The sequence below is a fragment of the Candidatus Abyssobacteria bacterium SURF_5 genome, from assembly GCA_003598085.1.
Lineage (GTDB): Bacteria > Abyssobacteria > SURF-5 > SURF-5 > SURF-5 > SURF-5.
Window position 1 is genome coordinate 56712 of sequence record QZKU01000114.1, and the last position, 25242, is coordinate 81953.

The 25242-nt window shown below is 55.1% G+C and carries 22 protein-coding genes; 3 read left to right on the forward strand and 19 right to left on the reverse strand.

What is annotated here, in order from left to right:
* Window positions 1–49: 49 nt before the first annotated feature.
* The 8 genes from C4520_16355 to C4520_16390 all read right to left on the reverse strand — a co-directional run bounded on the left by C4520_16355 (window position 50) and on the right by C4520_16390 (window position 8995).
* Window positions 50–1771, reverse strand: a complete 1722-nt coding sequence (locus C4520_16355) for a thiamine pyrophosphate-binding protein (protein ID RJP17535.1) — start codon at window positions 1769–1771, stop codon at window positions 50–52.
* 147 nt (window positions 1772–1918) lie between these two features.
* Window positions 1919–3322: an aspartate aminotransferase family protein gene (locus tag C4520_16360; GenBank protein ID RJP17536.1), complete on the reverse strand. Its 1404-nt coding sequence runs from the start codon at window positions 3320–3322 to the stop codon at window positions 1919–1921.
* A 61-nt stretch (window positions 3323–3383) separates the two neighbouring features.
* On the reverse strand, window positions 3384–4154 hold the full coding sequence (locus C4520_16365) for an SDR family oxidoreductase (GenBank protein RJP17537.1): 771 nt from the start codon (window positions 4152–4154) through the stop codon (window positions 3384–3386).
* 15 nt (window positions 4155–4169) lie between these two features.
* Window positions 4170–4802, reverse strand: a complete 633-nt coding sequence (locus C4520_16370; GenBank protein ID RJP17538.1) for a GNAT family N-acetyltransferase — start codon at window positions 4800–4802, stop codon at window positions 4170–4172.
* A 27-nt stretch (window positions 4803–4829) separates the two neighbouring features.
* Window positions 4830–5438: a TetR family transcriptional regulator gene (locus tag C4520_16375; protein RJP17539.1), complete on the reverse strand. Its 609-nt coding sequence runs from the start codon at window positions 5436–5438 to the stop codon at window positions 4830–4832.
* Between the two features lie 252 nt (window positions 5439–5690).
* On the reverse strand, window positions 5691–6104 hold the full coding sequence (locus C4520_16380; GenBank protein ID RJP17540.1) for a hypothetical protein: 414 nt from the start codon (window positions 6102–6104) through the stop codon (window positions 5691–5693).
* 472 nt (window positions 6105–6576) lie between these two features.
* Window positions 6577–7350, reverse strand: coding sequence for a hypothetical protein (locus C4520_16385; protein ID RJP17541.1), 774 nt, complete (start codon window positions 7348–7350; stop codon window positions 6577–6579).
* A 226-nt stretch (window positions 7351–7576) separates the two neighbouring features.
* Window positions 7577–8995, reverse strand: coding sequence for an MFS transporter (locus tag C4520_16390; GenBank protein ID RJP17542.1), 1419 nt, complete (start codon window positions 8993–8995; stop codon window positions 7577–7579).
* Between the two features lie 229 nt (window positions 8996–9224).
* Here C4520_16390 and C4520_16395 point away from each other — a divergent pair, with 229 nt between their 5' ends.
* Window positions 9225–10640 (forward strand): tyrosine phenol-lyase, encoded by a 1416-nt coding sequence (locus C4520_16395; protein RJP17543.1) that lies wholly within the window; start codon window positions 9225–9227, stop codon window positions 10638–10640.
* Between the two features lie 67 nt (window positions 10641–10707).
* Here C4520_16395 and C4520_16400 read toward each other — a convergent pair whose 3' ends face one another.
* The 10 genes from C4520_16400 to rnr all read right to left on the reverse strand — a co-directional run bounded on the left by C4520_16400 (window position 10708) and on the right by rnr (window position 22290).
* Entirely contained in the window at window positions 10708–12018 is a 1311-nt protein-coding gene (locus C4520_16400; protein RJP17544.1) for an MFS transporter, read from the reverse strand.
* Between the two features lie 75 nt (window positions 12019–12093).
* Window positions 12094–12333, reverse strand: a complete 240-nt coding sequence (locus C4520_16405; GenBank protein ID RJP17545.1) for a hypothetical protein — start codon at window positions 12331–12333, stop codon at window positions 12094–12096.
* Between the two features lie 3 nt (window positions 12334–12336).
* The gene (locus C4520_16410) at window positions 12337–12801 is read right to left on the reverse strand and encodes a hypothetical protein (GenBank protein RJP17546.1); all 465 of its coding nucleotides are present in this window, start codon (window positions 12799–12801) and stop codon (window positions 12337–12339) included.
* Window positions 12802–12816: 15 nt separating this feature from the next.
* A complete protein-coding gene (locus tag C4520_16415; protein RJP17547.1) occupies window positions 12817–13227 on the reverse strand; it encodes a biopolymer transporter ExbD in 411 nt (136 codons plus the stop codon).
* Entirely contained in the window at window positions 13217–13846 is a 630-nt protein-coding gene (locus tag C4520_16420) for a MotA/TolQ/ExbB proton channel family protein (GenBank protein RJP17548.1), read from the reverse strand. Before C4520_16420 ends, C4520_16415 begins: the two co-directional genes overlap by 11 nt.
* Window positions 13847–13882: 36 nt before the next feature.
* Entirely contained in the window at window positions 13883–16870 is a 2988-nt protein-coding gene (gene bamD, locus C4520_16425; GenBank protein ID RJP17549.1) for an outer membrane protein assembly factor BamD, read from the reverse strand.
* A 7-nt stretch (window positions 16871–16877) separates the two neighbouring features.
* Window positions 16878–17741 carry an acetylglutamate kinase gene (gene argB, locus C4520_16430; GenBank protein ID RJP17550.1) on the reverse strand — a complete coding sequence of 288 codons (864 nt, stop codon included), beginning with the start codon at window positions 17739–17741 and terminating at the stop codon, window positions 16878–16880.
* A gap of 27 nt (window positions 17742–17768) precedes the next feature.
* Window positions 17769–18980, reverse strand: a complete 1212-nt coding sequence (gene argJ / locus C4520_16435) for a bifunctional glutamate N-acetyltransferase/amino-acid acetyltransferase ArgJ (GenBank protein RJP17551.1) — start codon at window positions 18978–18980, stop codon at window positions 17769–17771.
* Between the two features lie 11 nt (window positions 18981–18991).
* On the reverse strand, window positions 18992–20038 hold the full coding sequence (locus C4520_16440; GenBank protein RJP17552.1) for an N-acetyl-gamma-glutamyl-phosphate reductase: 1047 nt from the start codon (window positions 20036–20038) through the stop codon (window positions 18992–18994).
* Window positions 20035–22290 carry a ribonuclease R gene (gene rnr, locus C4520_16445; protein RJP17553.1) on the reverse strand — a complete coding sequence of 752 codons (2256 nt, stop codon included), beginning with the start codon at window positions 22288–22290 and terminating at the stop codon, window positions 20035–20037. Before rnr ends, C4520_16440 begins: the two co-directional genes overlap by 4 nt.
* A 365-nt stretch (window positions 22291–22655) precedes the next feature.
* Here rnr and C4520_16450 point away from each other — a divergent pair, with 365 nt between their 5' ends.
* The gene (locus tag C4520_16450) at window positions 22656–23996 is read left to right on the forward strand and encodes a hypothetical protein (protein RJP17554.1); all 1341 of its coding nucleotides are present in this window, start codon (window positions 22656–22658) and stop codon (window positions 23994–23996) included.
* Window positions 23997–24008: 12 nt separating this feature from the next.
* Window positions 24009–24686, forward strand: coding sequence for a TrkA family potassium uptake protein (locus tag C4520_16455; GenBank protein RJP17555.1), 678 nt, complete (start codon window positions 24009–24011; stop codon window positions 24684–24686).
* A 19-nt stretch (window positions 24687–24705) separates the two neighbouring features.
* Here C4520_16455 and hslV read toward each other — a convergent pair whose 3' ends face one another.
* Complete coding sequence (gene hslV / locus C4520_16460; protein RJP17556.1) at window positions 24706–25242, reverse strand: ATP-dependent protease subunit HslV; 537 nt, start codon at window positions 25240–25242, stop codon at window positions 24706–24708.

Sequence of the window (25242 nt, forward strand, 5' to 3'; positions counted from 1 at the left end):
TTCCTCCGTTTCATTCGCTCCGTCGGCCCGGCATAACCGGCCGCAAATGCTACTCGGCAGCTTGCTCGCCGCTGTAAACCCGAGCAAACTCGAGCAATCCCGGCGGCCAGGTGTTCGCTTCCTTGTTGGTTACCACGTGGATAACCGAAGGCTTGGCCGAAGCGACAGCCCTCTCCAAAGCGGGCTCAAGATCAGCAATATTGTCTACGTATTCGCCGTGGCAGTCCATCGCGTCCGCTATCTTATCATAGCGGATCGGGTAATGCGCCACGCCAACCATGAATTCCGGACCGCCAAATTCCATGATTTGGCCGGGCGCCTCCATCCCCCACTGATAATCGCAATTGATGATCACCACAATCGGCAAATTCTCGCGCTTCGCCGTCTCCAGTTCCATCAAATTGAATCCGCTCGCGCTGTCGCCCGTAACAACGTACACGAGCTTGTCGGGACATGCCAGCTTCGCCCCGAGCGCGTATGGGATCCCCGTCCCGAGATGGCCGAACTTCGACGTCCACAGCATACAGTCGGGCTCGAAAATGTGATGGTAGTGCGCCGTATACAGGCCATTGTTTCCGCCATCCAGCACCATGATCGAATCCCGCGGAAAGAACCTCCTGACCGTTGCCGCCATTGCGCCGGGATGAACCGGCGAATCGGGCGAATCACCTGCTGTGGAAAGAAGTTCCTTGATCCACAGATCCTGTGTGGCGCGAAAAGACTCGACCCGCGCCCCCGGTCCGCGCCTCGGCCCAAGTTGTCTCACCCGCTCAAGAATGTCGGCGACGACTCTGCGCGCATCTCCAATGATCGCGATATCGACCTCGCGGCTAACCCCTATCCTCTCCGGATCGATGTCGATCTGTATAACCCGCTGCGCCTCCGGTTTCCCCCAATCGGGCGCCTGCCCCCGAAACTCCGTCTCGCCGAATTGACTGCCAATGACAACCACGACGTCCGCATTCTTGCGCGCCTCGCGCACCGCCGGGCTCAGGCAGTGAAAACACTGGGGATGATCTTCGGCAACGACTCCGCGCGCGCCCGCGGATGTCGAAACCACCGCTCCCAGATATTCCGCAAGCTCGCATACGACTGCAGCCGCCTTCGAATGCTTCACGCCGCCGCCCGCATGAAGCAGCGGGAGCTTCGCCTTTGTCAGCAACTGCGCCGCCTCCTCCACCAGTTCCGGATTGGCCGCCAGCCTGTAGCCGACCCGGTACCGCTTGGGAGAAACCACTCGCACGGAATCTTCGTCGCCGGTCGCATAAAAAATGTCATCCGGAACATCGAGCTGCACGGGACCCGGCTTGCAGGACGTTGCCGTCCGAAACGCCTTCTGTACAAGCTCGGGAATGCGAGCCCAATCGTTCACTACCGCATTCCACTTCGTTACCGGCTTGAACAGGTCCACCTGATTACAGTACTGAAAAGATCCTCCCCTGTCGGGATAGATGACCGGCCTGCGCCGATTGCACGTTATCGCCACGACCGGACTCCCTTCAGCATAAGCGGTAGCAATGCCTGAAACCAGATTCGCCGTGCCGGGACCCGCCCCAGACATGCAAACAGCGGGCCGGCCGGTCATGCGAGTCATCGCATCGGCCATGTGCGCCGCGGCAGCCTCGTGGCGCGGCGGCACGAGGCGTACTCCATAATCCTTGAGTTTTCCGAGCACAGGATTATATCCCGCATCCGGAACCGCAAAAATCGTCTTGATATCCTCCTGAGCCAAACATCGCAGGATGAGCTCACCACCGGTTATTTGTCCCATACAGACCTCCAAAGATCGCTACCGACGCTCTTGTGCCTTCGTGCTTTCCCGTTCTTTCTGCTGAAAAGCGCAAGTCCTCCCAACGGAGTCATTCTGACCACGCGTTTCGCGTGGGAAGAATCTCTCCCGACCCTCTCTTCTTGCTGCTTATTCCAGTATCCCGTCCCGCTTCATCGCCATCAACGATTTTTTGAAACCCTCTATTATCAGTTCGATATCCTCATCAGTATGTGCGGCCGAAACGAAGACCGTGTGCAGATCAGGCATATACACCTTGTTGTACCGCATATAGTGGCCGAGAGCCGTTCCCTTCGCCCATCCTTCCGGGCTGAGGAGATCGCGCGGGTTCTCAGCTTTTCCCCAATGGAAATGAGGGACGAACCATGAGCCGAGTCCGAACAGTTGAAGCGGAAACTCGTTGTCCTTGCAAAACTCCTGAACCTCGCGCTTTATTCGCGCCGCCCGGCTATTGATGTAATCGTAAATCTCCGGATGATCGCCCAGATATTTCAGGACCGCGGCGCCGACTCCCGTGCTGATAGGATTGCCGCTGAACGTGCCGATGATGGCGCATTTCTCCTGGATGTCCTGGAAGAAGTCGCCCGTGGTGACAAGCGGCTGGAGCGCGTCGACGCTGCCGGCTATGGCGCCGATGGGGAAACCCCCGCCGATTATCTTGCCGTACGTTGCCATATCCGGCACGACTCCAAAATATTCCTGCGCGCCTCCGTACGCGAGACGGAACCCGCTGATGACCTCATCGAAGATCAGCAGCACACCGCACTCCCTCGTCACCTTTCGGAGTTGCCTGAGGAAATCGCCCATATCTATGGGGAGCGCGCTCGGAACCGGTTCGATGATGACCGCCGCCAGTTCATCTTTGTGTTTTCGAATCTTCTCGATACTCTCCGGTCGATTGTAAGAAAGCACCATGACTTGATCGACCGCCGCCTGCGGGATGCCCCTGGTGTCGGGCACGCTCAATGGGTCCTCAATCGTGCCGCCCCCAACTGAAAAGAGGCTGCTCACCTGAGCGTAATCATGCACTCCATGATAGCCGCCCTCGAACTTCGCAATCTTGTCCTTCCCGGTTCGGGCGCGGGCAACCTTCATCGCGTGCATCGTGGCTTCCGTGCCTGAATTCGCAAAAGCGACCCTCTCGGCACAGGGAATCGCCTCAACCAGAATCTCGGCCATGCGCACTTCATTCTCGTGGGCGATCGCATACACCGTGCCCCTGCGCACCAGCTTTTCAACCGCATCGACAACGACGGGATGGCTGTGCCCGAGTATGAGCGGACCATACGCCATGGTAACGTCAACGTATTCATTGCCGTCGAGATCCTTGATCCGACCCCCCTTTCCTTCCTTGACAAATACAACTGCCCTGGGCGCGCGAAACGGCCCGGTCGCCACAGGTGAGAGGAGCACCTTCTTCGCCCGTTCGAGCACCTCGTTCGACCTGCCCAGTTTTTCGGAAAATTTGCTCTCGATGTCGCTGCTCATATTGTCCCCCTCACTTTCGAATGAGTTAATTCTCGAATCGTCCATTGGAAAGATGAGGGAACGCCGATTGCCGGCCCGCCCCCCGCTCTCCAGCGCCGTCCAATTCTTACAGCATCTCCAGCAAAGGCATTACCAGGCCCATACTCAGGCCGGCCGTCATGCCGCCGTCTATACAGATGGCCTGGCCGGAGATAAACGAACAGTCGTTCGAGCACAGAAAATGGAATGCGGCTGCCACCTCCTCGGGTTTGCACAGCCGGCCGAGCGGCATCATCAGCTTCGAAAGCTTCAATTCAGCTTCGCCCCCCGGCCCGTAAGCCATCGGTGTGTCCACCGTCCCCGGACAAACACAGTTGACGCGAATGTTGCGACCCGCCAGTTCCAGCGCGGCCGTCTTCGTTATGGCAATAACCGCGGCCTTGGATGCGACATACGGGGAATACATGGCTACCCCCTGTATGCCCGCCACCGAGGCCGTGTTCACTATCGAGCCGCCGTTGTTCATGTGGTCGACTGAATGCTTGATCCCGAACAAGACTCCCATTGAATTCAGGCGAAAACTCGATTCATAATCCTCCGCGGGAAGCTGCGAAATAAAATTCGCGCCACTGCCGTCTCCTCCCCCGGCATTATTGATCACAATGTCGATGCGCCCGTGCCTTCGCGCCGTTTCGTCCATCAGCGCCTTCACCTGCTCCTCGCGGGTCACATCCGTCCTGATGAACAGGCCGCCGATCTCCCGCGCAACCGAGGTCGCATCATTCTTATCCGCAACCACCACCGTGGCGCCCGCGTGGGAGAACCGGCGAGCCGTAGCCAATCCTATCCCCGACGCGGCGCCCGTTACCACAGCCACTTTCCCTTCAAGCGAAAACATCCTGCCTCGCTCCTTTCATTTAATCCCGTTGCGTACCATATGGTGGTTCGGGACCCCCAGAGGACTTGTTATTGAAATCGTATTGAATCCGAATCTCTCATAAAGCGGGAGAGCCTTGGGATTCGTCGAGCTGAGATAGATGGCCGTATTCTCTTTATCCGCTCGTTCGATCAGATACTTCAGCAGAACACTGCCAATACCGTTTCCCTGCCGCTTTGGCTCGATCCCGAGTGTGCTCAGGTAATAGTGCGGCTCGCACGGACGATGATGCTCATCGTCCTGCGCCGAGACCCAGCCGCGCCGAAACGAACCCGGATTGAGCTGCAACAGCATCCTCAGGAAAAATCTCGCCAGCTCCTTCACGCCTATCGGCTCCTCTCCCGGAGCGCACACCAGCATGACCCCGACCAGCTCTCCACCCGCCAGCACACATGCCGACGCATTGTAGCGCAAGAATGAAGAGATCAGAATCGAATAGTGGGATTGAAGTATCCTCTGCCGAACGCGGCGCGGCTTTCTGATAATGGTAATGACTTCCGAATCCTCCACAAACGCGCGCGCCAGGAGCGCCGCCGCCCGCTTTTTGATCATCTTCTGCAGCGGAACGATGACAACGTCTTCAAAAATCACGTCTCCCCGAATCTCCACCGACCTGCACTACCTTTCCTCGGCCGTTCATCTGGACCGGTTCTCTTCTCTTATGTATAACCGAATCATCTGCTTTGTCATGCTCGCTGCCTTCTTGAGAGAGACCCCGTTGGGAAGCATCTCCCATTGCAGCGAGATCCCGTCCTGTATCGCCATGATCATATCCGCAAGCTCTTGAATCTTCGCAGAAGACAGACCGGCGGCACCTTTGTTCTGGGCGAGCAAATCGATTATGGCCTTCCGGAAACGAGTATACAGCATCTTAAAGCTCTCGCGTATCCGCGGGTTGCGCTTGGCCTCCGCCCAGCAGTCGTAAAAAAAGCTCGCATACTCGTCATTAATCATGACCGGGTTGAAAAGGAAATCGATTCCCTCCTCGAACCGCTTTTCGGGATCATCATGGCGCTGAAGCTCCTCAAGATACTTCGCGCTCACCTCATTGACAATCATCTCGACCATCTCCTCGATGATTTCGTCCCGATCCTTGAAGTAATGATGCAGAATGCCCGGCTGGACACCGGCCTTCCGCGCAATATTCTTGATGGTCGTTTTCTGAAGCCCATACTCGGCGACACACCGATTCAGAGCACGGACAATTTGCTCGCGCCGCTCTTTCGCAAGACTCTTTCTTCCCATGACTCTCCTGTTATTTTGGTTGGTCAACCATACAATATACCGGGCGCAATGTCAACTGAAAAATGCGCGACCATCAAGATCGGCAAACACCGGATTGAAAAAAGGAACCGTCCAAATGGCTTGAAATAGGCGGAATCTTCAACATGTCTGACAGGTCCGACTGGTCCGACCTGTCCGACTCGTCCGAACTGTCCGACCCGTCCGACAGTTCTTCTTGCTTTGGCATGCGCAGTTGGAGCGGGCAGTTACTCTCTAGTATCCTCGATCGCGTCTCATACAAGCGACTCCGGCCGAATCCGCTGCCTTAACCGCTCGCACTCCCGCAAAAACGTCTGGCCCGGACGCGATAAACGAGAAGGGAGCTTTGTATTCGGTCGAATATAAGCAGGAGGCGACTAGTTCATGCAAAGACGCCACTTCGGCAAGACATTCAATCATTTGCCTGAGGCCTGGAGCGCAGGAAATGAGAGGCGGCTCTTCGACGGGCGCCTCAAGGAACGAATCACTTTGTCTATCCACCGGCTCATCCCCAAGTAGGTCGGAATTGAAGGCCGCACCTTTGATTTGGGCGGCTGTTGCTTCTTCTTCAACTGAATCGGCGGTCGCGGGTCTTGCGGTAAATGCGGCGAACAAAATCAAGATGATGAATGAATAAGCCTTCCTCATGTACTGATTCTCCTCAACGGGACTACTGCTGTCGGTGTAACTCACGCTTCTGGTTTGATATGTAAAATATGCCGTATCCGTTCGGTCAATATCTTCATACGCTACTGCTTAAAAGAAGAAGGGTTTTCCCCAGATCACCTCCTTGACGTGCCGCATTCTCGGGCAAAATGATCCTGAAAATTATGAAATTGTTCGTGAGACGCTCTGGCGTGGGTTTTTATTCAGCCAGCGTGTTGGTTTTTTCAGTGGGGGCTAAGCCAAACACGTCGCCAAGAATAGCAATTTCTATTCCAGCAAAAGACTTTGTTATTTTCATGGTAAGTGGACAGTAATTACCTGATTTCCGGTACATACACCCGAAATCGGGAATATGAATATATACAAATCTGATGATTCCCGCAACTACAATCCTGAAAAATTAAAAAATCCGGCGACGACAATGCCGCCGCCGGATTGTCAATTCAAAAAGAAGCTATTCCCATTCGCCCTCGAAAAGCGGCTTGGTAGGATGCTTGGATCTATCAAGTTTCAAGTCTTTGAAGACATCGGCTGAGGCTCGAGATTCATTCTCGGTCTCCAAATCGATTCCCATGTCCTCCTTAATATCCTCTAATGCAGCGACAAGAACAAACTGCGTGCCTTCATGATCCATGAATTCCGGCGGATCCACGTCCGCAAACCGGCGATCTCGAAAGACCTCCTGCAACTTCTTCGGGTATTCAGCTTGCCGCGCCTCCCCCAGCCCGGCTGAAGGCGGCGTAGGCTTCTCCGGGTTCTTGATGCTCATAATGTAGCTGGCCTCTTCCTCGATCTGAAACTCCTCTTGCGGTTCACCCGGTTCTTTCGGCAGCTCAAGCGAATACAACAAATGCGTGTGATTGCCGTGCCGGGCGATACGATAGATTCCTTCACCGAGCGGCCGTGCAGCGGGTATTTCTCTCTCCCCGCGGGTCTTCGTTCGATACTTCTCCTCTCTCAATTCGTCTCGGATCGCCTTCGGATCTTTTCTGACCACCTGGACGAATCCCCAGTACCGCTCTTTTCCGGATACCGCCGGATCGGGCATCCTTTTTCTTCCAATTATCGACAACCGGTACTTCTTCTCTTTTTCAGGATGAAGAACCATATATAGCCGCTGGACATCCTCACGGCTTTCCGGGCTTTCCTCCTCCACCTTCGGCCTGTAAAAGAAATAAATATCCCCTTTTTCGAGTGTACTTACTTTTTCCTTCCTTTCTTGTGCCATAATTCAACACCTCTCAGAAAGCTCCCTTCTTCTTGATGAAATGGAAGCAAAATGGCAAAAAGATGTTGCACTATCATCTCTTTTTACCATAACGCTCGCGTGAGGGAAGGGCAATTACCAATGTCCGGCTTGATTCGGTGCACTTGAGTCGGGGGATGAGTAGTTGGCGCTGAAGGTTTTTTTTCGCGCCGCCCTCAGCAGGGAGGAAAACACGTACGAGAGCCGCTCAAGTCGCTGCGGCCGCCTTCTTCAGCTCGATCTGCGACCGAATTCGCTGGTGTTCGGCCTGTGTGATCGGATATCGCCGCAGGAGGTAGTAGCCTGCCGCAAAACAGACAGCAGGCAAGATGCTGTACAACGCCTTGATCGTCCAAAAGACCCGCAGCGGCTGCTCGACATTCGGGACGTATCCCGAAAGGGCCAGCGCCTGCAGTCCGATGAATGCGGTCAGACCCACCGCCCCCTTCTCAATCAGGAAGAACATCCCGAAGTACGCTCCCTCCCGCCGATGGCCGGTCTCCAACTCGTCCATATCAATAACATCCGCCATCATCGAGTACGCGATCGCAAACGTGCAGCCGTAGCCGAAGCCTGCAAGGGCGGCAAGAAATATCCAGATGAGCCATGTGCCAGTATGATAGTAAAGGGAGCCAATGAACACGAGCGACGACATTACCAATGCGTACGACCACGTCTCCTTCTTGCCGATCCGGCGCGACAGACGCGTCCAGAAAATGATCGAAAGGGCGGCGGCCAAGAGATAGCTCAATATGATGATCGGCGCGATGTCGGATATCTTTATCGTGCGCCCCCCCAGACTGAGAAGCAACGGCGCTTGTTCCGACGGCAACGTCACCACATAATCCGCAACATACAGCGTCAATACGGGCACGAGAGTGTTCCCCATCAACGCGACCACAAACACTACCAGCAGAATTCTGAACGGCCGGTTTCCAGCCAGCGCCCGCAGCCCTTCCTTAACGGGAATCTGCGCTTTCTTCTGGTTTTCCGGATTCTCCCGAGTATTGAAAAAAGCAACGAAGATAAAGAGTGCGGTTATCGCGCCCACATATATCGAAAGGTAGGAATAGCCGTGCGCTTTCCCGAACCTGGCCGCGAAAACGGGAGGAGCTATAGTCGCAACCAACGTCCCCACCACTCCAAATAGTTCCCTCACCCCCGTTAGCACCGTCCGCTCGTGATAGTCCATTGTCATCTCGGCGCCAAGGGAATTATAGGGAATCGAGAAGACGGTCCAAAACGTGTACGTGAGCACGTATGCGGCAGTGACGTAAGCAAACAGCCAGAGCCCCTGCCAACCGTGCGGCGGAGTCCAAAGCATAAAATAAGCTATTGCGGCTGGTATCGCGCTGATGACGAAGTACGGCCGCCGTCGCCCCCACCGCGAGCGCGTGCGGTCGGAAATATAACCCATTGCCGGATCTGTCACGGCGTCCCAGAACCGCGCCAGGAGAAACGTCAGCCCGATCAGCCCCGGATTCAGCAGCAGATCATCAGTGTAAAATTTCGGCAGATAAATGACGACGGTAAGAAACATGATCGCTGAACCGAATCGCGGCAGACCATAACTGATGATTTCCTTCTTGGAGAGTTTTCTTGATGAAGAGACGGCTGCAGTCGTCATATGCACTCCTGGCGCAGCCGAGCTTTGGCTGCCGGTGAGACCAAGTACAAACGCTTCAACGGCAGGCTGAATTATAACGAGAGAAGATGTCCGATGTCAAAGGGAAAAGGTGGCTAGTCTCAGGAAGAGAACAATAGACCAATACCCATACGCGCAAATCTGCTATAATAGCCGAATTCAATACCCCCACGGAGATCAAGAATACGTCCATTGCAGCCGGGAGGAGACGATGCCAGAACATATACCGCAAACTATCGGACAGCAGTATGGCCGCAGGTCGTGGGCGGAACCGTGGAAAATTAAAATGGTGGAGCCCATCAAGATCATCAGTCGCGAAGATCGCCAAAAGGCCCTTACCGACGCCGGATACAATACATTCTTGCTGCGTTCGGAAGACGTCTACATCGATCTCCTCACCGACAGCGGAACCAGCGCAATGAGCGACCGTCAGTGGGCTGGAATGATGCTGGGCGACGAAGCCTACGCCGGCAGCCGCAACTTCTACAACCTTGAGGCGGCGGTTCAGCAGTATTACGGGTATCGGTACCTCGTTCCCACCCATCAGGGTCGCGGCGCCGAACACCTCATCAGCCAGGCCGCAATAAAGAAAGGACAGTACGTTCCCGGCAATATGTACTTCACCACGACCCGCCTCCACCAGGAGCTTGCGGGCGGCATTTTCGTGGACGTTATTATCGATGAGGCTCACAACCCCGCAAGCACCCATCCGTTCAAGGGGAACATCGATCTGAAGAAATTGCAGGCGCTCTTAGAGAAAGTCGGAAAAGAAAACGTCGCCTACGTCAGCCTCGCCGGAACGGTGAATATGGCCGGCGGACAGCCGGTGAGCATGGCAAACGTGAAGGCGGTTCATGAATTATGCAGCCGCAACCGCATGCCGGTCTATCTCGATGCGACACGCATGGTCGAAAACGCCTTTTTCATTCAGGAACGCGAAGAAGGTTACGCCGGGAAATCGATCGCCCGGATTCTGAAGGAATTCTGTGGTTATACCGACGGCGCATGGATGAGCGCAAAAAAGGATAGCCTCGTCAATATCGGCGGCTGGCTTGCCGTTAATGATCGAGACCTGTTCGACCAACTTCGCAACCTCGTTGTGATCTATGAAGGGCTTCACACTTACGGCGGCATGGCCGGACGCGATATGGAGGCCATGGCTATCGGGATCGTCGAGTCAGTCCAGGATGATCATATCCGGGCTCGGATCGGACAGGTTCGCTATCTGGGGCAACTGCTCACCGAGTGGGGTATCCCCATCGTTCAGCCGGTTGGCGGGCACGGCATCTTCCTCGACGCCAAAAAGTTCTACCCTCACATTCCGCAGAACCAGTTCCCGGCGCAACGCCTCGCGGCCGAACTGTATCTCGATTCCGGCATCCGCGGGATGGAACGCGGAGTGGTCAGCGCCGGGCGCGACCCGAAAACCGGCGACCACCGCTATCCGGCCCTCGAACTGGTGCGGCTGACAATACCGCGTCGCGTCTATACGCAGGCGCACATGGATGTCACCGCCGAAGCCGTGAAGGCGGTGTTCGATGCCCGCGAAAAGACCCGCGGCCTCAAGATGGCCTACGAGCCGCAATACCTGCGCTTCTTCCAGGCGCGCTTCGAGCCGATCGAATAAATGGCTCAAAGATGATTTTCTGAAAACCTTCGGCTGAGGGCTGTGTCCGGAAGTAAAGCCTGGAATGTCAATCGAGAACACCGGCGACGATTGCAGTCTCTATCGATGGCGACCGCATGATCTTTGCGCGGGAAATGGCAAAGGCGGCAATCGCTTCACCGGTGGCGAAGATGACGAAGGCGAGATAGTAGCCGCCGGTCGTGTCAAAAATGAAGCCCGCCAGCAGCGGCCCTATTGCCCCTCCAGCAACCCCGCTGATAGCAAGCACTCCAAATATCGCGCCCAGCGACTTCAATCCAAAACATTCGCCGATAATCAGCGGCGCGAGCACCAGTCCGCCGCCGCCGGTAAGGCCGTAAACAAGAACGTACGCAAAAAAGGCCTTTGTCCCGATCAACGGCAATGCCAGCAGCATGCAAACCGATATCGTTTCCAGGATGTAACACGCTGTGAATACCTTGCGAACAGGAAAGCGGTCAGCCGCAAAACCAAATGTGACGCGGCCCGCGATGCCCAGTATGGCAACGAGTCCCAGACAGACAGACGCGAGTCGCGTATCGATGCCGGCGTCCGTCAGGACCACCACCAGGTGCGTAATTAAGCCGACCCCCGACATCATCGGAAAGAAGAAGGCGGCGGCAATCATCCAGAAAGTTACTGTCCTCATCGCTTGCTGCAGAGTGAACTCTTCCGCCGGCAGCTTCACCGTTTTCTCCTGCGAAATGATCTCCTCCAGCCCGCCCGGTTTCATCCGTTCCGACTCACTTCCCTTGCCGTCAGGCAGAAGACCGATCGCGGAAGGACTCCTTCTCAGGATCAACGCGGCAACAGGGATTACTCCACCCCAAAGGATTACCGCAAGGATCAGATAAGAGATACGCCAGCCGGTCAATTCAATCAAATATTCTGCCAGAGGCGGCATGAGAAAGCCGCCCGTGCTCCCGCCGATAAGGGTTAATCCCATCGCCGCCCCACGCTTCTTCTGGAACCAGTGGGAAATAATCGCGCTCAAGGGGATAAGGCTGACGCCGGCAAAGAACACCGAGCCGGCTATCGAAATGACGTACAACTGCCAGAGAGTGGAAATGCCCGCGCGCAACAACAGACTCAAGCCCGCAAAAAAAGCCGCCGTTATCATCACCGCGCGTCCGCCCGCGCGATCAGTCCAGTTGCCCCAGAAGGGAGCGGCCAGGCCTCCGACAACCAGGCTTGCGGAAACGACGCCGGAGAGCGCGGTCCGGCTCCATTTGAACTCTTCGATGAAGACTTTGAAATAGACGGCAAATGTGTATCCAATGCCGCTCAGAAAGAACATCGCCAGGAAACAAACCGCAACGATATACCAGCCATAGTATATCTTTCGTTTCTCCGCAGTCACCTGCTCCCCTTCCGCCAGATCGCTTCGCAGCTTCAGATGCTCACTTAAAAACCATCAAATGCTTACTGATAAGCCTTATTTCTCCGACATAGTATTGAAACTCTCACAGCGCGGACATTGAGAAAGCTGTTCTTCGCCCGATCCCAAATACATGTACCCGCAGTAATGGCATCTCCATTTTCGCTGAGCAACCCCCTGCCCTCCCAAACTTCCGCTGTGAGCATTCAACTCTATCCACATCCAAATCGCAATGATGAATATGAGGATCGTGCCGGCGTAGCCGAGTATGGCGACGTACAAATTCGCGTGCAGCATGCGTCAATCCTCATGAAGAATTCGGGGAAGATCGGGACCCAGAGCAAATTCCGCGGTAGGCATGGGCTTGGACTCAGCCGGCGGCGCAGCGAAAAGTTTATCCGGCGGGCGAGGGCGAAGTTTATCGGCGGTTTCTTTCACGTCGACAACGGGAAGGAGGGTCTCTTTTAACGTGAAAAGAGCATCCTCCGGTTTGGCTAAATGCCTCCATTTCGGAACTTCAGATTCCAATTCGGAAAGCACGGCATCGACCGGGAATGCAGGCTCGATTCTCTTCGGCGAGATCCAAACCGCTTCTTTTTGGACGATGTCGCTCTGACCTCCGCCGCTCGACATGAGCACCAGCGAAAGCTGCTTGACCGGCGGCGGCGTAAAGCTCAGGGTCACCTGCGCGAAGAGGACGACGAAAAGGATATGAACGACTACCGAGAAGAGTGCAAATAACGCCGGTTTGCCCGAATGAAGCACGAGGTGGCGCCTCCCTTACTGCGGCTCTGTCGCTATTCCGAGCGACTCGACTCCCACACTTTTCGCAATTCCCATCACTTCCACCAGTTTTCCGGTTTCCACCCTCTTATCAGGCTTGATGAGCACCATCTTCTGGTTGCTCTTGGTGACCTTCTCCAGCAGGGCTATCGGCAACTGCGCCAGCGGCACCTTTTGATCATTCAAATAGGTCTCATTATTGCGCGTTATCGTGATCACGATATCCTGTTCCTCCTGAAGCTTGGGCGTGCGCGCCTTTGGAAGCTCCACCAGGATGCCCGTCTGAAGAACAAAACTGGAAGTGAGCATAAAGAAAATCAGCAGTTGCAGCACGCAGTCGATGAGCGGCGTCATGTTCAGCGCCACCATCACCTTCTCATGGGTAACCGCTTTTTTCCTAAACTGCATACGTCTTTTCCTTTTCTGAAAGAATATCCAGCAGTTCGGATGACAAGATCTCCATTTCCCAGACCATATTATCAACCTGCGTGACAAAGTAATTATATGCCACCAGTGTTGGTATGGCTACAATCAGCCCCCATACCGTCGTTAAGAGGGCCGTCCCGATCCCCCCCGCCAGGTCGCCAGGCGTGACGGCGCCGCCGTGGCTCTGGATGACCATAAATGCCTCCGTCATACCGACCACTGTCCCAAGCAGGCCGAGCAGAGGCGCGATATTGGCTATAGTCGCCAAAACGCTCAGGTAGCGCTCCAAACTTGGAATGACCAATAATCCGGCGTCCTCGACGGCCTCTCGAATCTCCGACCTCGGCCGGCCGTGCTTGAGCAAACCGGCTTTCAGAATAAAAGCAAGCGGTCCTCCGGTTTCCTCACACAGCGTGATCGCCTCGGATATCCTGTTGTGTTTCAGGATTTCGCGAATGTTATCCATAAGGTCTTTCGAGTAAGCACGCGCCCTCCGGAGACTGAAGAATCGCTCCAGAATCAGAGAAACCGCAACCAATGAGCAGCCGAAGATGGGGATCATCAACCATCCGCCGCCCGTGATAATATTGATTTGAGACATTCCTTCCTCCTCTGTTCTTTGATTCCGCAAACGCTCTTATCGAGCTGAAATCATTTTCTCCGTATTCAGGCGGTCAATTGCCCTCTGAGCCACCATGCCGGCTGCTTCCTGCCGATACGTTTGCGCAACCGCCTCATACAAATGCCGCGCCTCATCAAGCTGTCCCTCTCGCTCAAGCAGCCGTGCCACCTGGAGCTGAGCCCGCTCAGGCCACCCTCGCGGATATGCGCCCCTGACCATTCCGACCAATTCTGCCACCGCTTCATCGCTTCGGTCCAATTCCGCAAGGCATTCAGCGATCGCAAAGCGTGAATTCGCCGCCAGTTCGCCGGTATTCCCGCCCGCAACGGCTTTGAATTGCTCGATCGCCTGCTCAAACCTTCCGGATCGTTGCAGCGCCTTGCCTAAATCATACAGGACCACCGGCCGCAATGGCGAACTGACGTTCCGTTCAATGAATCTTTCGAATTCCACCACGGCGCCATCGACTTCTCCCGATTCGAGCATGCATTCTGCCAGTTCAATCGCGGCATTCTCCGTAAACGGGTTCCCGGGATAGAGCCGGTTCAAGTCATTATACAGGGAAATCGCGCCGCCATAATCATGACCCATTCGAGCGGCCCGTCCTGAGAAAAAAAGAGCATCGTCCGCCAGCGGAGACGCAGGATGCCCTTTCGCATAATGCGCCAGCGCTTCTCGAGCCTCCATCCAGTGCCCAAGAGAGTACTGCAGCCTGGCCGCCCAAAACTCGGCATATTCTCCAGCCTCTCGTTCCGGATCCTCGGCAACCGGACTCAGGAGCGTCAGCGCCCTCTCACTATCGCCTGTGGCCAGACAAGCCGAGATTCGCCCGGCAAGAGCGGCCGCACGCTCATTGCCGGAGAGGTCTTTCTGAAGAGCCCGCTGATAAAAAACGAGCGCGTTCTCAGGATGATTCAATTTCTCTTCACAAATGGCGGCCCACAGCAGGGCCGGCCCCGTCAGCTTGTTCGATGAGTAGACTTCGGCAAAGCCGCGAAATCCGATTCCTGCGCTCGAAAACAAACCCCTCCGAAATTGGGAAGCGGCAGCGAAAAAAAGAGCGGAGTCGGCCATTTCTGTATCGGCAAAATGAAGAGGTAATTCTCGAAAAACGGCTTCGGCTCTCTCCAGGTTCCCCCGCCCAAATTCCGCCAGACCGTACGCAATGGCTGTCCTGTCCGAAAGATGCCCGTTGGGGCCGCGACCGATCAAAGGCCCAAACATTCGGGCTGCTTTCTCAGGATCACCACTTCTCAAATATGCTATACCGGCAAAATGACGCGCCGCCTCTCCCGCGGGACCTGAAGGGCCGGCCTCAACCAATCCCATAAGCAAAGACACCGCCGCATCATACTTCCTCAACATAAGCGCCATGAGTCCGGCCTGATAGGAAACTGATGCGGCAACCGGGCCTTCCGGCGATTTCTCCAAACACGCCCTGAACGATTTCAGCGATTGTTCAAGCTCTCCCGCCCCTGCTTGCGACTCCGCCAGCAGATAGCGAGCCGGCACATCCAGCGCATTCATGCGCCCCGATTCCAAAAATTTCTCATACTGTTCCTTCGCGGCAACATATTGTTCCCGCTTGAACAGGCATCGGCCATAATAATAATGAACCTGCGGCATCTTCGCGCTGAACTGCTTGTTGCCGCAAAGCAACTCGAGAACCGGCTCAGCCTGATCAAATTGATCCAGAAGAAGATACGCGGCGGCAAGCGAGAAAAGCAGATCCGGCGCGCGCTGAGAGAGTTTCTTGCCTGCCGCCGGGACATCAATAATCCCGACAGTTTTCTCATATTGGCCCTGATTCAGCCAGCTTGCACCGAGCAGGAAACGCCGCACTTCCTCGTGAGAGCCACCCTGTTGTGCCACCGCACTCGATGACAAAAAGGATGTAACTTGGCTGAATTCGCCAAGCGCAATGAGCGCAAGAGCAACCTGCAAATCCTCTCCAAATTCGGCGGCTTGATCCTTTTTGTATAAGTCCAGAAGTATCGTTTTCGCCTTCTGATAGTCGCCCGCTTTCAGGTGACAATTCGCCAGAACCGCCCTCGCGAGCCGCCGTTCGTTTCCCGTCGTCGCGGCGGCAACATTTTCAAGAAATCCAACCGCTTCCTCTATTCTCCCCGTTTCCGCCAGCAGGAATCCGGCTCGCAGGTGAGACTGCTTCACCCGCGTCGAATCCGTCTCTGCCTTGGCAAGCTCCACATAAAGATCGGCGGCCTCCTTCTTCTTCCCCGCCTTCAGCAGATCGCCGGCCAGACAGTATCTCGCTGTGTCCGCGAAAGAACTGTTCCTGAAACGGTTCAAGAATTCCCGCCGCCTGACGACGGCGTCGGCGTGCCTGTTGAGCTGTTCGAGACACCATCCCGACGAATCAAGCGCATACTCGCAAAGGCTATGGTCCGGATAAAGCTTTAAAAACTCTTCGAATCTTTCGAGGGCCGCGGCATAGTCTTGCCACCGGTAATAAGCTTCACCAAGCCAGTAAAGCACATCCGGACGCAATTCGCTCTTGGGATGGAGCGTAAGGAAGTTGCTCAGAGAACGGGCCGCACTCGAATAGTTGAGCATCCCGACTTGCGACATGGCCAACCCATACAGCGCCTTGTCTGATTGTTCCCAATCAGGGTGATCCGTCAGTATTCTTGCGAAGGCTTCGCCCGCTTCTTTATATGCCGCCTTTCGATAATACAGTTGTCCCAGAAGGTATCGCGCCTCGGCCACTCTCCTCCCTGACGGATATTCCTCAAGAAAATTCTCGAGAAGCCCCTGCGCTTCCAGCACGTCGCCCGCCCTCAAGGCAGCTTGGATACGATTGAAATCGGAGCCCTGGTCGGCAGCAGCCAAAAACGAGGTCACAAAGACAAGAAACAGAAATGCGGCCGCCGCAAGCGGGCGACGCAACTGCCGCATCTCCCCTTTCGGCAAGTATCTCCAGTAAGAACCGGCGCTCTTTGGCTGGAATGTTCGTTGGTGTCGGCGGAGATTGATGTGGAACATAATGATTTTACGGAATGATCTGTGTACCGATCCCTTTATCGGTAAATATCTCCAGCAAGAGTGAGTGTAGAATGCGACCGTCAATGATGTGCGTCTTCTTCACTCCCGCCCTGAGTGCGCGCTCGCACGCCTCGACTTTCGGAATCATGCCGCCATCGATCACGCCGGCATTAATGAATTGCGGTATCTCGGAAAGTTGAATCGTGGATATCAGCGAAGCGTCATTCGAACGCTCGCGCAGGATGCCCGGCGTATCTGTCAGGAGCACCAGCTTCTCAGCCTGGAGCGCGGCGGCTATCTCCCCGGCGACGGAATCGGCATTGATATTGAAGGTCTCTCCATCGTCTCCGGCGCCTATGGGAGCGACCACCGCAATATAGCCCCCGTGCTCGAGAGAACGAATAATGCCGGGATTGATCGTTTGCACCTCGCCGACAAACCCGATATCAATATCCTCTGTGGGCTTATATTTGGAAGACCGAATGAGTTCGCCGTCTTTCCCGCTGACGCCGACAGCTTTTCCGCCGGCCCGGTTGATCAAGGAAACCACTTCCTTGTTGATCCTGCCCACGAGCACCATTTCGACGATTTCCATGGTCTCGCTGTCAGTGACCCGCATTCCTTTGTGAAACTCCGCTTTTTTGCCCATTTTCGCCATTACTTCCGAAATGGCCTTGCCGCCGCCATGAACGACGACCGGATTCATACCCACATATTTCATCAATACGATGTCGCTGGCGGTTTTCTCCCTGATCGCCTCATCCTCCATCGCGCTCCCGCCATACTTGATGACGACCGTCTTCCCGTAAAACTTGCGGAAATACGGAAGCGCCTCGCTCAGTATTGTCGCCTTCTCGATGTACTCTTTCATGGGGCATCCGATCCTTTTCGTGCTGTGTCAGGTTCGATACGATGCATTGATCTTGATGTAGTCGTACGTAAGGTCGCACGTATATACGGTGGCCGATTCGCCGCCCATACCCAGATTTACATGGAGTTGGATCTCTTTCTCGGAAAGAAGCCGTTTCGCGCGATCCTCATCAAAAGGAACGGGAGAGCCTTTCTCAAACATGAGCAGGTCTCCCAGGCGAATCTCAATCCGACCCGGGTCAAGAGCAACTCCCGCTCTGCCGGCCGCGGCCATGATGCGGCCCCAGTTTGCGTCGCTGCCGAAAATGGCGGTCTTCACCAGGAGCGAGTTCGCGATGGTCTTGGCTATCTTTTCGGCATCCATTTTCCGCTCTGCTCCCCCGACGTTAACCTCAACGAGTTTGGTCGCGCCCTCTCCGTCGCGAACCAGCATTTTCGCCAATTCGGCGCACACGTGCTCGAGCGCCGAACAGAACAGGCGGTAATCATCGGAGACGCGATCGATAGCAGGTGTCCCCGATGCTCCATTTGCTAAAATGAGAATGGTGTCGTTCGTGCTGCCGTCTCCGTCAACGGTTATCGAGTTAAAAGTTGTCTCGACGGCCTCCCGCAATGCCCGCGAAAGGAGTGACAGCTCGACGGCGGCGTCTGTGGTCACGAATGCAAGCATCGTCGCCATATCCGGACAAATCATTCCCGCACCCTTCGCCATGCCGCCGATGGTGATTTTCCCGGTTGAAAGCGGCACAGTTACCGCGATGCTTTTAGGAAATGTATCGGTTGTCATGATCGCCTGCGCCGAAATCTCGCCACCCGCAGCGTCCAATCGACGTGATAACTCGCCTATCCCCTTCTTTATGCGGTCGATCGGCAGCAGCACCCCGATTGTGCCGGTCGAGGCAACAGCCACCTGATCGGACGAGATGCCAAGGCTCTCCGCCGCCGCTTCGGCCATCGCTTCGGCGTCACGCTCGCCGCGGGCGCCCGTCGCTGCATTCGCGTTCCCGCTGTTGACAACAACCGCCCGGGCCACTCCATATCGAACAATTCGTTGTGAATATAAAACCGCAGCGCTCTTGAAAATGTTTCGAGTAAACATGCCGGCGATAGCGGCGGGACGCTCGGAAAACAGCAAAGCGAGATCCGGATTACCGTTCTTCTTGATGCCGCAATGCGATCCGCCCGCTCGAAATCCCACCGGCGCAGTGATCCCCCCGGATACTTCCTGAAACTCCAACATGGATCTCTCCCTTACGGCGTCAAACCCCCAAAACCAAGACCGCTCTTCTCCGGCAGGTCGAACATCAGGTTCATGCACTGAACCGCCTGGCCTGCCGCTCCCTTGCAAAGATTGTCTATCGCTGATATCGCGATGAATGTGCTGGTCCTCTTGTCGATCGCCAGCCCGATATCGCAGAAGTTGCTGCCGCGCACAAACCGGATCTCCGGATAAGTCCGCGGCGGATTGATCCTCACAAATGGCGCATCTTCATAAAATGACCGATACATCTCTGTAAGCTCTTCGACAGATATGTCGCTCTTTACCGGAGCGGTAATCGTGCTCAGAATGCCGCGATTCGCCGGTACCAGATGCGGTGTGAAAAGCACGTGGATTTCCTTTCCCGCAAGCAATGACAGTTCCTGCTCTATCTCCGGCGTGTGCCGGTGCGTGGTGATTCCATACGCCCGCAGATTATCGGCGATTTCCGGATAATGGGTCTGCTGGCTCGGAGTTTGCCCCGCGCCTGAGACACCGGAAAGCGAATTGATCACGATCCGGTTGACATCAATGATGCCACCCTTGACGGCGGGCGCCAGCGCCAGCAACGCGGCCGTCGGATAGCAGCCGGGCAGTGCAATCACGTCCGCGACGCGAACTTCCTCCCCGTGCAGCTCGGGAAGACCGTAAACGCTCTTTTCCAGCAATTCCGGCGCGGAGTGGTCCGCCTTATACCACTGCTCATACACCCGCGCATCCTTCAGGCGAAAATCGGCGCTGTAATCAACAACTCGAACGCCCCGCTCGGCCAACTCGGCCACGATCGGCATGGCCTGCGTGTGCGGGATCGCCAGGAAGGCGACCTCGCATGATTTGGCCACCGAGTCCGCCTCAAACTCCACCAGTTTCATATCGAGAATGCCCCGAAGCGAGGGAAATACTTCGTTGATGTTCCTGTCCTTGAATTGGCGCGACGTAAGGACGGTCAGCCGGACCGACGGATGTCCCGAAAGAAGCCTCACCATCTCGCCGCCGGTGTATCCGTTGGCTCCGATTATCGCCACCTTTACTTTCTTCATCTTCTCCGCCTCTTGCCTTTCGCTCCAGGGACGAATCTTTTTCCGGCTTTTTTTCTCCCCGCTCCGCCGCGCTCGAGCAGTTTCGCCGGTTTTCCCTTCTTTTCCTTTGACGGAGCCTTCCCGGCTTCCGAATCCGCCAGATCAAAGTCCATTCGCCTCTTCTCCAGGTCAACCCGCACCACCTGCACCTGGACCGCGTCGCCCAGCCGGTACACTTTTCCCGTGTTCTCCCCCAGCAGACAATGCCGCTCTTCAACGTAGGCATAATAATCGTCGTCAAGAGAGCTTACATGCACCAGCCCCTCCGCAAGAAAATCAACGATTTCAACGAACAGGCCGTAGGAATGAACGCCGGTAATTCTGCCGTCGAAGACGTCGCCGATCTTGCCGCTCATAAAGACCATCTGTTTCATCTGCAGCGATTCGCGCTCCGCTTCCATCGCCTCTCGCTCACGGAGCGACGACTGCACGGCGATATCTTCCAACTGATCGCCGTAGCGCCCGGCAACACCCTTGACTCCCTCGCGCGCAAGCGTCCGGAGAATACGATGCACCACCAGGTCCGGATACCGCCGGATAGGCGACGTGAAATGCGTATAGTAATCGGAGGCGAGTCCAAAGTGGCCGGCATTCTCGGGAGAGTACCGCGCTTCACGCAGCGAGCGGAGCATGAGATAATTTATCAGCGACTCCTCCGGCTTTCCCCGCGCCTGGTGCGATATTTTCTGAAGCCCCTTCGGCGTCCTCGAATCGCTCTCGCTGAGCCGGTAACCCAGAGACGCAATAAATTCCCGGAATTCGCTCATCTTTTCCAGGTCCGGCTCTTCATGAATACGGTAGAGCATCGGAGCCTGCCTCGCCGTGACGTGACGCGCGACCATTTCGTTCGCAAGCAGCATGAATTCCTCGATCAGCTCATGCGCAACGTTGTGCTTTTGCAAAACAATGTCAATTACTTCTCCCTCGCTCCCGAAAATCGCGCGAGCCTCGGGAAAATTGAAGTCGAGGCTGCCACGCGCAATGCGTTTGGCGCGGACCGTCTGCGCCAGCTTGTTCATCAATTTCAACGTGTCCGCGACATCCGAAAATCGCCGCGTCAGCTCTTCATCGCCTTCAAGAATGGAAAAAACCTGGTCATAGCTCATCCGATGGCTCGAGCGGATGACGCTATCAAAGATCTCGGCGCTCAGAACATTCCCCTTCGGACTAATTTCCATGCGCACGCTAAAGGTGAGTTTGTCCTCGTTCTCCCTGAGACTGCACAGCTCGTTGGATAACCGATGAGGCAGCATCGGCAACACGCGGTCTTCCAAATAAATGCTGGTTCCGCGGCGGAAGGCTTCATCATCGATAATCCCGCCTTCCTGAACATAATGACTCACGTCGGCGATATGAACGCCCAGCAGGTAATTCCCCTCCTCATTGATCTCGAGAGAGACGGCATCATCAAAATCCTTGGCGTCGGTCGGGTCGATCGTTACCATCGGCACGTCTCGCAGATCCACACGCTTTCGCAGCTCTTCCTCGGGTATGATCCGCAGCAACTCCTCGGCCGCCCGTAAAACAGCAAGAGAGAACTCCGGCGTCAGGCCGTGCTTGCGAATCAGCACCTCGGTGTCAAGCCCTCTATCGCCCTTCCACCCGAGCACCTCGATAATTCTGCCTTCGGCGTTCCTTTGATAAGAAGGGTACTCGATTATTTCTGCCACAACGATCTGCCCCGGACGAGCATCCATGGCCTCGGCAAGATCAATCGAAACATGCTGAGTGATCCGGAAATCAATCGGGACAACATACCCGAAATGGCGGCTTTCTTCATAATACCCGATGACTGTCTTGTTTGCCCGGTCAAGAACTCGAATGATTTCCCCGCGGATCCGCTCCTTGGTGAGATGGCCGGATATCCTGGTCACTACCTTGTCGCCGTGCATCGCCTCGTCCATATCTCTTCCACTGACATAGATATCGGGCAGATTCACCTGGCCCGGCCTGGGAAAAGGCCGAACAAACCCGTAGCCGTTCGGATGCCCGATCAGTGCGCCCACAACGAGGTTCATATGTTCTGGTACCCCAAAACGCTTCCCCTTCGTTTGGACCAACTCGCCCGCCTCAACAAGCTCCTTCACCGCAACTCGAAGACTGCGAGTAGCTTCCACATCGATCTTCAGCCGTCGAGCGATCTCTTTCAGCTTGACCGGTCGATCAGCCGATTCACGAAGCATCTCAATGACGCGTTCCTTGAGTTTTTCCATCTGGATCAATTTCCTTAGGCGTCCATGCGGCGGTGTCGTATCATAAGTGAAAAAACTCGACCGTTACCAAATTTAGCGGCCGATTCAGTGCATTATAGCGCAGAGCCGAAGATTCTGTCAATAAAGACTTTGAATCATTTTGAGCTGCTTTTAAACAAGCTTTTCCGTCCTGACTGCTTCATCTCCTCATTTTAGCGGTTTTTTGAATGACGAAGATCATGGTGGCTAAGCACGATTAACGCGCAAAAAGACTCCCTGCACAGAATTTTCTCCGGCTCGTGGTATAATATCCGGAATTGTTCAACCTGGGGAGAAGCGTTGTGGAGTCGTTGACAGAAGAGACGGGTACCCTGAGAAGGCGGGTTTTGTCTCCCACCATAGTACTTCTGGCGGGGTTTGGAGCCACTATCTTGCTGGGAACCTCGCTTCTCATGTTGCCGGTGATGGTGGACGAAGGCCGCATATCGTTAATAAATGCCTTATTCACAGCAACTTCCGCCGTCTGCGTTACCGGCCTGGTCGTTGTGGATACCGGCACGTATTTTTCTCCTGTGGGACAATGGACAATCCTGCTGCTGATCCAAATCGGCGCCCTTGGCATTTTCACGTTCTCGACCTTCTTTGTTCTTATCCTCAGAGGGGACACTTCTTTGCGGGGCAGAATGCTCATCCAGGAGACGATGACCCATTTTCCGTACCGGAACCTGTTTCGACTGGTAAGAAATATCCTTCTGTTCACCTTTGTCACTGAAGCGATCGGCGCTATCTTGCTCTGGCTTTGCTTCAGAGAATATTTCAGCCAGACTCGCTCGGGCTATGTTGCTATTTTTCATTCGATATCTGCCTTCTGCAATGCCGGCTTCTCAATATTACCGAGCGGCCTTGAGGATTTTTCGGCGCATGTGCCCATTAACCTCATAGTGATGTCATTGATAATCGTCGGAGGGCTCGGATTCACCGTTCTGACGGATGTCGTAGCCATCTTGCTTCCCCACAAAACAAAATTCCGGCGTCTCTCCCTGCACTCGCGCGTGGTTCTCATGTCGACGATCGCGCTGATCGCGGGAGGCGCAGTTCTGTTCTGGCTGTTTGAATTGAATAACCCGGCCTTCGCCGGACGACCCATTTCCCAGCAGATTCTTGTATCATTCTTTCAATCGGTAACTGCCAGAACCGCGGGTTTTAACACCATAAGCATCGCCGGCGTCACCAATGCGACGCTTTTTCTCCTGATTTTTCTGATGTTTGTCGGCGCGTCACCCGGATCGGTTGGCGGCGGAATCAAGACGACAACTTTTTCAATTTATCTGATAATGGTGATATCCTATCTTCGGGGTAAACAGCATGTGGAGATTTTCGGTCGAACTATTCCGGCGCGAATTATCTCCAAGGCGGTGGCCACAACCGCAATGGCATTTGCCTTGATCGTGGGGTCAACCATTCTGTTGCTTGTCTTTGAAAGCGGGAATGGCGGCAACTTCTCTCACCTGTTTTTCATCGATTGGCTGTTCGAAGTGGTTTCGGCTTTCGGAACGGTCGGCCTCTCCACAGGTGTTACCTCTTACCTGAGCCCCGGCAGCAAGCTCGTTATCATTGCGACAATGTTCATCGGGCGGCTGGGCCCCCTGGGGTTGGCTCTTTCTCTGCTCGGACGGGAGTTGGAACAGCGATACAAATATCCCGAAGAAAATGTTATGATAGGTTAGGAGGGATTCCCAGTGAAAAGATTTGCCGTTTTAGGCTTGGGAAATTTCGGATCTCATCTGGCGCGCTCTCTCGCCCGCAAAGGGGCGGAGGTGCTGGCCGTTGACATAGACGAGCAAGCGGTCCTGAATATCAAGGACTCGGTAACGCAAGCCGTGGTCGCAAACGCGTCCGATAAGAAGGCTCTGCTCTCACTCGATATCGAAAAGTTCGACTGCGTCGTCGTCAGCCTCGGAGAAAAAGTGGATGCCTCCATCCTTATCGCCCTCTTCTTGAAAAAAGTGGGCGTTAAGGAAATACTGGTTAAAGCCATTAGCGAGGACCATGTCGAAGCCCTCAAGAATGTCGGCGCGACCATTGTCGTCTTCCCCGAGCGCGACATCGCAGAGAAAGTGGCTGATAACCTGATTACGCCAAACCTGATTGACTTCATCCCCGTCAGCGATGGCCACAGCATCGTGGAAATAAAAGCTCCCCATGAATTCTTCGGAAGAACTTTGGCGGATCTGAAGCTGCGGAATCGTTTCGGGGTTCACGTGCTGGCAGTCAGAACACCGGAGAAACAGGAAATCACGACTCGGAAGACCGGAAATGTAGAAATCCCCGACGGCGATTTTCGAATTCAGGAAAACCAAGTGCTCATTATCATGGGCGAGAACAGAAATATCGAGAAGATCAGAAAACTGTCCTAGAGAGCCGCCCCGCCGCATTCTATTCCGCCTGCAATGTCTCGACCGTAATATTTTCATTCGTATAAATGCAAATGGATGCCGCCGTCAACAGGGACTCCCTGACGATCTGCTCCGCGTCGAGGTCGGAATGTTTAATGAGCGCCCGCGCCGCCGCAAGGGCGAATGGACCGCCGGAACCGATGGCGATTATGCCGTCGTCAGGCTCGACGATCTCTCCCGTCCCCGATAACAGAAGCGAATGAGTGGAATCGACCACCGCCAGCAGCGCTTCCAATCTGCGCAAATACTTGTCCGTCCGCCAGTCCTTCGCCAGTTCGACTGCCGCCCGCTGAAGATTCGCCTTGTACTGCGACAGCTTCGCATCAAACCGCTCAAAAAGCGTGATCGCGTCGGCGGCAGCCCCTGCAAAGCCCGCAAGAACTTTTCCTTCCGCCAATCTCCGGATTTTCACCGCCCGGTGCTTGACAATCGTCTCCGAAAGGGTCACCTGTCCATCTCCGCCAAGAGCAACTATCCCTTTATGCCTGACCGCCAGCACAGTCGTTCCACGAAACAT

What these genes read in the sequence shown, in the direction of transcription:
- bamD (RJP17549.1), bottom strand. Translation starts at nt 16,870, where the DNA reads ATGTTCCACATCAATCTCCGCCGACACCAACGAACATTCCAGCCAAAG.
- C4520_16360 (RJP17536.1), bottom strand. Translation starts at nt 3,322, where the DNA reads ATGGACGATTCGAGAATTAACTCATTCGAAAGTGAGGGGGACAATATG.
- C4520_16415 (RJP17547.1), bottom strand. Translation starts at nt 13,227, where the DNA reads ATGCAGTTTAGGAAAAAAGCGGTTACCCATGAGAAGGTGATGGTGGCG.
- C4520_16395 (RJP17543.1), top strand. Translation starts at nt 9,225, where the DNA reads ATGCCAGAACATATACCGCAAACTATCGGACAGCAGTATGGCCGCAGG.
- C4520_16405 (RJP17545.1), bottom strand. Translation starts at nt 12,333, where the DNA reads ATGCTGCACGCGAATTTGTACGTCGCCATACTCGGCTACGCCGGCACG.
- C4520_16380 (RJP17540.1), bottom strand. Translation starts at nt 6,104, where the DNA reads ATGAGGAAGGCTTATTCATTCATCATCTTGATTTTGTTCGCCGCATTT.
- argJ (RJP17551.1), bottom strand. Translation starts at nt 18,980, where the DNA reads ATGTTGGAGTTTCAGGAAGTATCCGGGGGGATCACTGCGCCGGTGGGA.
- C4520_16420 (RJP17548.1), bottom strand. Translation starts at nt 13,846, where the DNA reads ATGTCTCAAATCAATATTATCACGGGCGGCGGATGGTTGATGATCCCC.
- argB (RJP17550.1), bottom strand. Translation starts at nt 17,741, where the DNA reads ATGAAAGAGTACATCGAGAAGGCGACAATACTGAGCGAGGCGCTTCCG.
- C4520_16355 (RJP17535.1), bottom strand. Translation starts at nt 1,771, where the DNA reads ATGGGACAAATAACCGGTGGTGAGCTCATCCTGCGATGTTTGGCTCAG.
- C4520_16375 (RJP17539.1), bottom strand. Translation starts at nt 5,438, where the DNA reads ATGGGAAGAAAGAGTCTTGCGAAAGAGCGGCGCGAGCAAATTGTCCGT.
- C4520_16440 (RJP17552.1), bottom strand. Translation starts at nt 20,038, where the DNA reads ATGAAGAAAGTAAAGGTGGCGATAATCGGAGCCAACGGATACACCGGC.
- C4520_16365 (RJP17537.1), bottom strand. Translation starts at nt 4,154, where the DNA reads ATGTTTTCGCTTGAAGGGAAAGTGGCTGTGGTAACGGGCGCCGCGTCG.
- hslV (RJP17556.1), bottom strand. Translation starts at nt 25,242, where the DNA reads ATGTTTCGTGGAACGACTGTGCTGGCGGTCAGGCATAAAGGGATAGTT.
- C4520_16385 (RJP17541.1), bottom strand. Translation starts at nt 7,350, where the DNA reads ATGGCACAAGAAAGGAAGGAAAAAGTAAGTACACTCGAAAAAGGGGAT.
- C4520_16390 (RJP17542.1), bottom strand. Translation starts at nt 8,995, where the DNA reads ATGACGACTGCAGCCGTCTCTTCATCAAGAAAACTCTCCAAGAAGGAA.
- rnr (RJP17553.1), bottom strand. Translation starts at nt 22,290, where the DNA reads ATGGAAAAACTCAAGGAACGCGTCATTGAGATGCTTCGTGAATCGGCT.